General features: G+C 36.1%; 6 protein-coding genes. All 6 read right to left on the minus strand.

The window, feature by feature from the left end:
- A partial coding sequence (gene nagA, locus VFS71_RS10440; RefSeq protein ID WP_326401153.1) for an N-acetylglucosamine-6-phosphate deacetylase occupies nucleotides 1-827 on the minus strand: 827 nt, incomplete at its 3' end.
- A gap of 75 nt (nucleotides 828-902) precedes the next feature.
- A complete protein-coding gene (locus VFS71_RS10445; protein ID WP_326401155.1) occupies nucleotides 903-2090 on the minus strand; it encodes an AGE family epimerase/isomerase in 1188 nt (395 codons plus the stop codon).
- Between the two features lie 113 nt (nucleotides 2091-2203).
- A complete protein-coding gene (locus VFS71_RS10450) occupies nucleotides 2204-4228 on the minus strand; it encodes a GDSL-type esterase/lipase family protein (protein ID WP_326401157.1) in 2025 nt (674 codons plus the stop codon).
- Between the two features lie 266 nt (nucleotides 4229-4494).
- Complete coding sequence (locus VFS71_RS10455) at nucleotides 4495-5739, minus strand: MFS transporter (RefSeq protein ID WP_326401159.1); 1245 nt, start codon at nucleotides 5737-5739, stop codon at nucleotides 4495-4497.
- 95 nt (nucleotides 5740-5834) lie between these two features.
- Nucleotides 5835-6971, minus strand: a complete 1137-nt coding sequence (locus tag VFS71_RS10460) for a galactose oxidase (RefSeq protein WP_326401160.1) — start codon at nucleotides 6969-6971, stop codon at nucleotides 5835-5837.
- Between the two features lie 54 nt (nucleotides 6972-7025).
- The coding region (locus tag VFS71_RS10465; protein WP_326401161.1) for a dihydrodipicolinate synthase family protein at nucleotides 7026-7588 on the minus strand (563 nt) is incomplete at its 5' end.

Raw genomic sequence — 7588 nt, forward strand, 5'->3', positions numbered from 1 at the left:
CGTCCTAAAAATGCGGCATCAGTAATCAAAAAGAATTTTTCTTTTTTTAATTTATAAGCTAATCTTGCCGCAGCATAATCACAATGGGCTCCATCAAGAATAATTGGCGCATAGACTGCATCATTTTCAAAAGTTGCTCCCACCAATCCTGGTTCCCGATGTCCAAACTGAGTCATCGCATTAAATAAATGAGTAACTAACTTTATCCCTTTAGAAAAGTAATATTGAGATTCTCCGTAAGTCATTGTTGAATGCCCAGCCGAAATAACAATACCGCTTTCTAAAAGCATTTCCAATTGTTCCTCTGAAAAACACTCAGGTGCAATAGTGATAACTTTTATAACATCTTTTCCATATCGAATAATCTCTTCCAACTCCGAATTTGTAGGTTTCCGAACCTGATTCAAACTATGTGCACCTCGCTTCAAAGAATTCAAAAAAGGTCCTTCTAAATGCATTCCCAATACCCCATTTTTGTGCTTCGATCGATACGAACGAATAGCTTCAATCCCTTGAAGGATAGTTTCATTTGATGATGATATTAAACAAGGTAGTGTATGAGTCGTTCCATACTTTAAACTGGCTTCATATATATCATGAATCGTTTCTTCTGTTGGACTTTGGCTAAAATAATGCTTTTCGCCTCCATTGATTTGGATGTCAATAAATCCAGCCGAAAGATGATCACCTTTCAAATCAACAACTTCAATGTCTCTTGGAATTTCTTTTTGAACCGAAAGAATAACATCATTTTCGATAATGACAACACTGTTATTTAGCATTTCATCACCCGTATGTATTATTCCATTTACAATAGCCTTTTTCATTTTTTAAAATTACATTTTATTTTGCTCAGCTTAAAAAACTATAGCAGATTGATTTTCAAAATTTCTAATTAACAACTATACGTTTTTCAAATGTTCCTTTAAAATCTGAAGACAGTACCATTCTTGACGTGGCAAATGAAACGGCCCTTTGAACATATTCCCTTTTGCGGTTTGTGCAATGCTTCCATCTCTATGCAAATAACCAAACCATTCGCCGTTGGCTGCATCATGAAATTTAGAATAGGAATAATCATGAACCATTTTATGCCATTTAGCATATTTTTCGTCACCCGTCATGGTGTATGCTAATAGTGTTGCGATAATCGTTTCGTTATGTGGCCACCAAAACTTCATATCCTGCCAATATTCTTGAACTGGTTTATCATAAACATCTCTGTAGTACAAAATTCCCCCATGCTCTTCATCCCAACCGCGTTCCCACATATAGTCCAACATTTTACAGCCCAGAGCAATTAAATGAGGGTCATTATTTCTGTATTTTGCTTCCTGCAAAATAAACCAAGCTCCTTCAATAGCATGACCTGGATTCAAGGTTCTTCCGTCGATATGATCAATAATTGACCCATCTGGTGCCACTTGCTCCATCACACATTTGATATCCTCTTTAACAAAATCACGTTCAATTTCGGCAATCCATTTGCTAATCCATTCATCACAACGGGGATCGCCAATGTTTTCTCTTAATTGTTGCGCTGTATTCATCATTATCATGGGAACGCCAATTCCTTTAGAAGGTCGGGTTGAAGTAAACTTAGGTTCCAATAAACCTGGTACGGTAGCGTATTCAATGCATTTTCCGAATAAAAAACGCGCCTTTTCGGCAGCAGCTTCATCGCCGCTTGCTTTTGCGTAAGCAGACATAGCGATTACAGCAAATGTTTCCGAAAAATAGTAACGTCGTTTGCGAATAGGATGCCCATCACGAGTAACATGAAAAAACATTTGCCCATCGGTATCAAAACAATGATTGTTTAAGAAATCAATTCCCGACTTTGAACCTTCAAGCCATTCTTGTCTAGGTTCAACCGTATTATAAAGCGTAGCCAACAACCAGGCCGCACGCCCCTGAATCCATACGGCTTTATCATCATCTATTAAACTTCCGTCTTGATCTCTCATGAATAAATAACCTCCAAATTCGGTGTCTATCGAGCGAGGAAACCAAAAAGGTATGGTGTCATTTAATAGTTGATTCTCATAAAATTCTTTTAATTTCTGAAGTTCTGTATTTGAATAACTCATTTTTATTTAGAATTAATTGGCTCTAGAATGAAACTGAATATTGCTCTTCTATCTCCCTGATAATTATTATTTTTTTATATCTAATTTGCCTTCTCAGACTATTTTTTTATTTTTTAAAGATTCAATTCCAATCTAAAAGTAGAGCAAGGCAAGCCCGCTTCATTAACTAAATTAGCTAGCGTAAAAGGCTTCCACGCATACAAAACCGTTTTAATGTTCTCCCCTTTTGGAACGCTTATGACCACTTGATTATTAATAATTCTAGCCTCAGTTTCTAAGTGTTTTCCTTTATCTGTTACTAATTCAAAACCTAATACTGCTTTTTTATCTGAAGTAATTAATTGTTTAGCTGATGCAAAAGAAATATGAATGGTTTCCATTTTTTGTACTGCTTTTAATGCAATCGGTCCATTAGAAATAATTGACTTTTTATAAGTATAATGCAATGCCAAACGAGCGAGACGATCTGCAACTTCTTTTTTCTTTATTGGATGCACATTTTTTTCATCTCCATAATCCATGCTAATCGCCATTCCACTATTAGGAATTTGACTTTGTAATCTATTTTGCATGTCTCTAAACTCAGGCCATGTTGGTCGATCTGTACTTGATAGTTGGACATAATAGAAAGGGAAATCAGTTCCCCAAGCTTTCCTCCAACTTTGAACCATAATTGGCATTAAGTGTTTATATAATGACACATTGTGTGCATTGCTTTCACCTTGATACCATAAAACACCCTTGATTGGAAACTGAGTGAAAGCTTCTACACCTGCTTCAAAATTATAACAAGGTTCGTATGGATGACGTTGTTTGGGATTGATAGCATTTTTCAAATTTACCTCAGCTCGTTCCCGAACCCAAGGCATAATGAAATCTGATTTACGCCAGTTGGTCAATATATCAACCACTTTGTCATCATGTTCTAATGTGTATCTGTCAATCCAAGACTCAATGGGAGAACCGCCTACTGCAACTTGAATCAATCCAATAGGTACGTTTTCTTCGTGAGTGATATTTTTGCCGAAATAATAGGCAATTGCAGAGAAGTCTCTTGCCGATGTTGAATCACAAACAGCCCAACTTCCCGAGAAAAATTTCAATTGATTGGTTTTAGCTAAAGTGACAGAATCCCATGCCATATCATCTGTTTCTTGGATAACCTTCCAATTCAACAAACGAAGTTTCGAATTAGCAATTGCCTTTTTTACCTCGGCCATTCCATTTTCAGATTTTTGAAGAGGAAATGCCATATTTGATTGTCCCGAACAGAACCAAACATCACCAACTAATATATTTTTTAGGATGATAGTACTCACTTTATCCTTAATTGTCATCTGATAAGGCCCACCTTGAATCATTGCTGGAAAGCGAACTTTCCATTTACCGTATTCATCCGTAATTACTGTTTGTTTTTGTTCCAGGAATGAGATTTCTATCGGATCACCTCCATTGGCAGTGCCATAAATAACAATAGGCTGATTACGTTGCAAAACCATATTATCCGTAAAAACAGAAGCTAGTTTTAACCCACCAAAATCTTTTGTAATATTCCCATAAACGGTTTGTGCTAAAATTGTTGCCCCTTCCTTAGTAGGATGTAATGCATCTGGAAAAAGATCCGGATGGATATATAATTTTTCATGCAAATCGATTAAACCAACTTGATTTGTTTTTGCAATTTTTTCGATATGCGCTTGGATCTCCCAAAACCAATCTCTTGTTCCTGATTTAAAGCGAGGATGCTCATTAAAAATTGGTGTCAAACGACAGATATATAGTTTTACTTTTGGGTTTTGTTTTTTTAAAGTATCCAATATCCAAGCATAATCGGCATCAAATTCATCTTTATAATTGGGCCAGCTCCTTGGATCAGTATCATTCAATCCTAAATGAATAATGGCTATATCGGGTGCAAAAGCAATAGCATCTGCACATTGCTTCGTTTTATAATACGGTTTCTGACCTTTTTTTAGAAGCGTTGCTCCACTGTATCCAAAGTTTTTTATCTCATAGCTATTCCCCATCATTACTTGGAGTTGCGAAGGATAGGAATCCTTTTCGGGATTTGCCAAAAGATAACCTGCCGTTACAGAATCTCCTATACAAGCTACCTTCACCAATGGAATTTGTGCCACTATTCTATTATTTGATAAAAACAAAAAAAGAATCAGTAGAAATAAGATGTACCTTTTAGAATTATTCATGTGCAAATAATATTTATTTTTTAATAGAAGATCGTATTGTAATTCTTAGCCCTCTTTATGCTTATGAATCATGATGATTTTCATTTATATAAAAAATGCGAACTAAAAGTTATCCGCCAAGGTGAAAGTTTTAATTCCACCTCAGCAGATAAACAACCAAATAACCAACTCAAAAATTCTTAAAACTTAAAATGCTTTTATGCATCAGTGTAATCGTTAACCTGAGGGCGCAGAAAAATAACCTGCACCAACAAGGCCATCAAAACAACACCTGCCATCATTGCAAATCCGACCCCCAAAGCCCCATTATCAGCATATTTCCCTAATGCCGATGTGACCAATGCACCGCAACCTACCCCAGTCATATTTAAAACACCATAAGCAGTAGCTCTGTACTTTGAAGACACAAACTGGCAAAGAATAGGCATATTATTGGCATCAAACATTCCGTAGCCTATTCCAAAACAAAGAGCAGCGCTAACAATATGAAATAGTGAATTCCCAAAACCGATTAATAGCAGTGCGGGAATCGTCAAACTCAATCCGATAGCACTTGTATATACTCTCCCCTTGATATTTTTGACAACCCATTTATCCGATAACAACCCTCCGAAAATAACCCCTAACAAAGAAGACATTGAAATTGTTATTGTTGCCAATGGTCCGGCTTCTTCCATAGAAATTCCTAAATTATCCGAGAACAATGTTGGCAACCAGTTTTTGGTAGCCCAACCCGGCAAGCTGATTGTTGCAAAAAAGAATAAAATAATCCAAAACGAAATATTGGTAAACAACAATCCTAATCCTTTAAAAACAGAGCCTTTTTCTTTTACTTTATCTAAATCCGTAACCAACATTTTTTTCTCTGGAGCCTTTTTCTCGTAAAGGAAGAATACCAAAACAAGAGCATAAGCAACTCCAATTAATCCAAAATAATGAAAGGTTGTATGCCAAGAATAAGCAGCTGCAATCGTTGCTCCAAATCCCCCTAAAGCTGACCCGACATAAAGACCTGTCATGTGAATTCCTATGGCAAGTGATCTTGTTTTTTGCTGATGATAATCGGCTATTAAAGATAATCCCGCAGGAATATACAAAGCTTCGCTAACTCCCATAAGTGCCCTTAACCAATACACTTGATCATAACCCGTTGCATACCCCATGGCATAGGTAACTGCTGACCAAACAAATAAACTCCCAACAATCAGCCACTTTCTATTTAATTTATCAGCTATAAGGCCTGATACAGGACTCATCAAAGCATATATCCAAAGAAATATTGCCATTAAGCGCCCAAAATTCTCACCAGAAACTAATTCTGGGATATCGGCCTCCATCGAGGGACGCATGGTGGACAGCATTTGTCTGTCCATATAGTTCAGTAATGCTACAACCCATAGCAAGCCCACTACCATCCACGGATAATATTTTGAGTTCTTCATAATTTGTTTATGATTAAAAATACATTCTAATGATTGTAGCCTCTCTTATTGGAATTAAAAAACAGCTAACCAGAAAAATTTAAGATTAAATTCGATTATTTTATTTTTCCCAACATTACGTTAGGTGTTCTTATTCCCGGCTTTATTTCACCATTAGACAAAATAATATCATCTCCCCATAACACTGCTGTTGTTGTAACGGGAGCCAAAAAAGGCAACTCTCCTACTTTTGTCCAAGTATCCGTAAGCGTATTATACAACAACAATCCTTTATAAAATCCTTTATGTGTTGTATTCAGCACATTCTTCTCCACTATAAATCTCCCTTTTTCTTCAGGTGAATTTGTTTGAGATATCTGAGATAAATAAGTCTCAATTTTATGAAAAACAAGACCATTATCTCCTCCAAGAATTAAAATCGAGTGAGTTCCTAAAGCAACAGCAGCACCAGCAGAAAAATTTGTGATATTAGTTCCATCAGATATATTAGCGACACTTGACCATGCTCTCTTTTTTGGATTAAAGACAAAAGTAGTATTATGTAAATCACTGATACCGGTAGCCGTTTTGGTTCTTCCTCCAATCACAAAAATGGCTGTACCTTCTTTTGTCTCTTGAACTACAGCAACAGCATTCGCCAAAGCAATAGGTAAATTGGGTAACTCTTTCCATGTTGGATTCAAAACATTTAAATCCAAACTATAAAAATGATTTGATGATTTTTTAACCTCATCACCACCAATTGCATATACGACATTTCCAATATGCGTCAATGCAATATTTGCCATCGCCAAAGGGAATTGTGGCAACGAAAGAATGGCAACGTCATTTTTAGAATCTTTCCATTTCAAAATATAAGCCTTATTCGACAGTCCATTTTCATTTTCGCCACCTACATATACAACTCCTAAATATGTTGACGTAACACCACAATACGCAATCGGCTCAGGTAATTTAGCTTTTGTCTTTTTATTCCAAACAAAATCCTCTCCCTGTTTTTGCAATACATGAATTTCATCAGAATATTTTTTTGCTCCTCCTTCCCAAGGCATTTTATCTGGAAAATTGGCTCCACCAGTCACAATCAAGACATTCTTATGCACCCCGTTTATAGGTCCTGCAAATCCAAGAGATTTACTCCCCTCATTATTTTGCAAATAAGCTGCAATTTCCCATTCAATAGTATTAAAATCTTTTACCTGAGAACTGACCGTTGTTGTTATTGACATCATAAAAAATAATGGAATTAGAGAAAGTAATAACTTTTCTATTGAGTTCATTTATAATTAACTAGCCGGATTTGATTTAAAGCTTTTAAAATCTAAGCTTTCAACATCTTTTTGGAAATTCACAAACTGCTCAGCACTCATGTTTTTAACTGGTAATCTGAAATCACCCAAATTCAATCCCACAACTTTCATATAGGATTTACCAACTGAAATACCTCCATATTTGCCTAAAAGACGAATCATGTTTATTGATTTTTGTTGTAAAACACGAGCCAAAGCCAAGTCATTGGAATTAAAAGCATCAATCAATCTGTGATATAAAGGAGCTGCATAATTAAAAGTACTCCCCACAGCACCTTTTGCTCCTAATACTAAAGCTGACAACATGTTTTCATCACGCCCCCAAAGCATATCATATTTACCATCCTTGTAGCTCATGCAACTTTGGAAATCCATAAAGTCTTCATGCGTATATTTTACTCCCGCAAAGTTGTCCAATTTACCATCCAGTGCTTGAACCAAATCAAACATAGGTAAGTTTACACCTGTCAAAACCGGAATGTGGTAGTAATAAAAAGGCATATTAGGTACGCTTTCTCCAACCATGATGCAAGCTTGGG

Origin of the sequence: Flavobacterium sp., from assembly GCF_035760125.1 — a bacterium.
Classification (GTDB): Bacteria; Bacteroidota; Bacteroidia; order Flavobacteriales; family Flavobacteriaceae; genus Flavobacterium.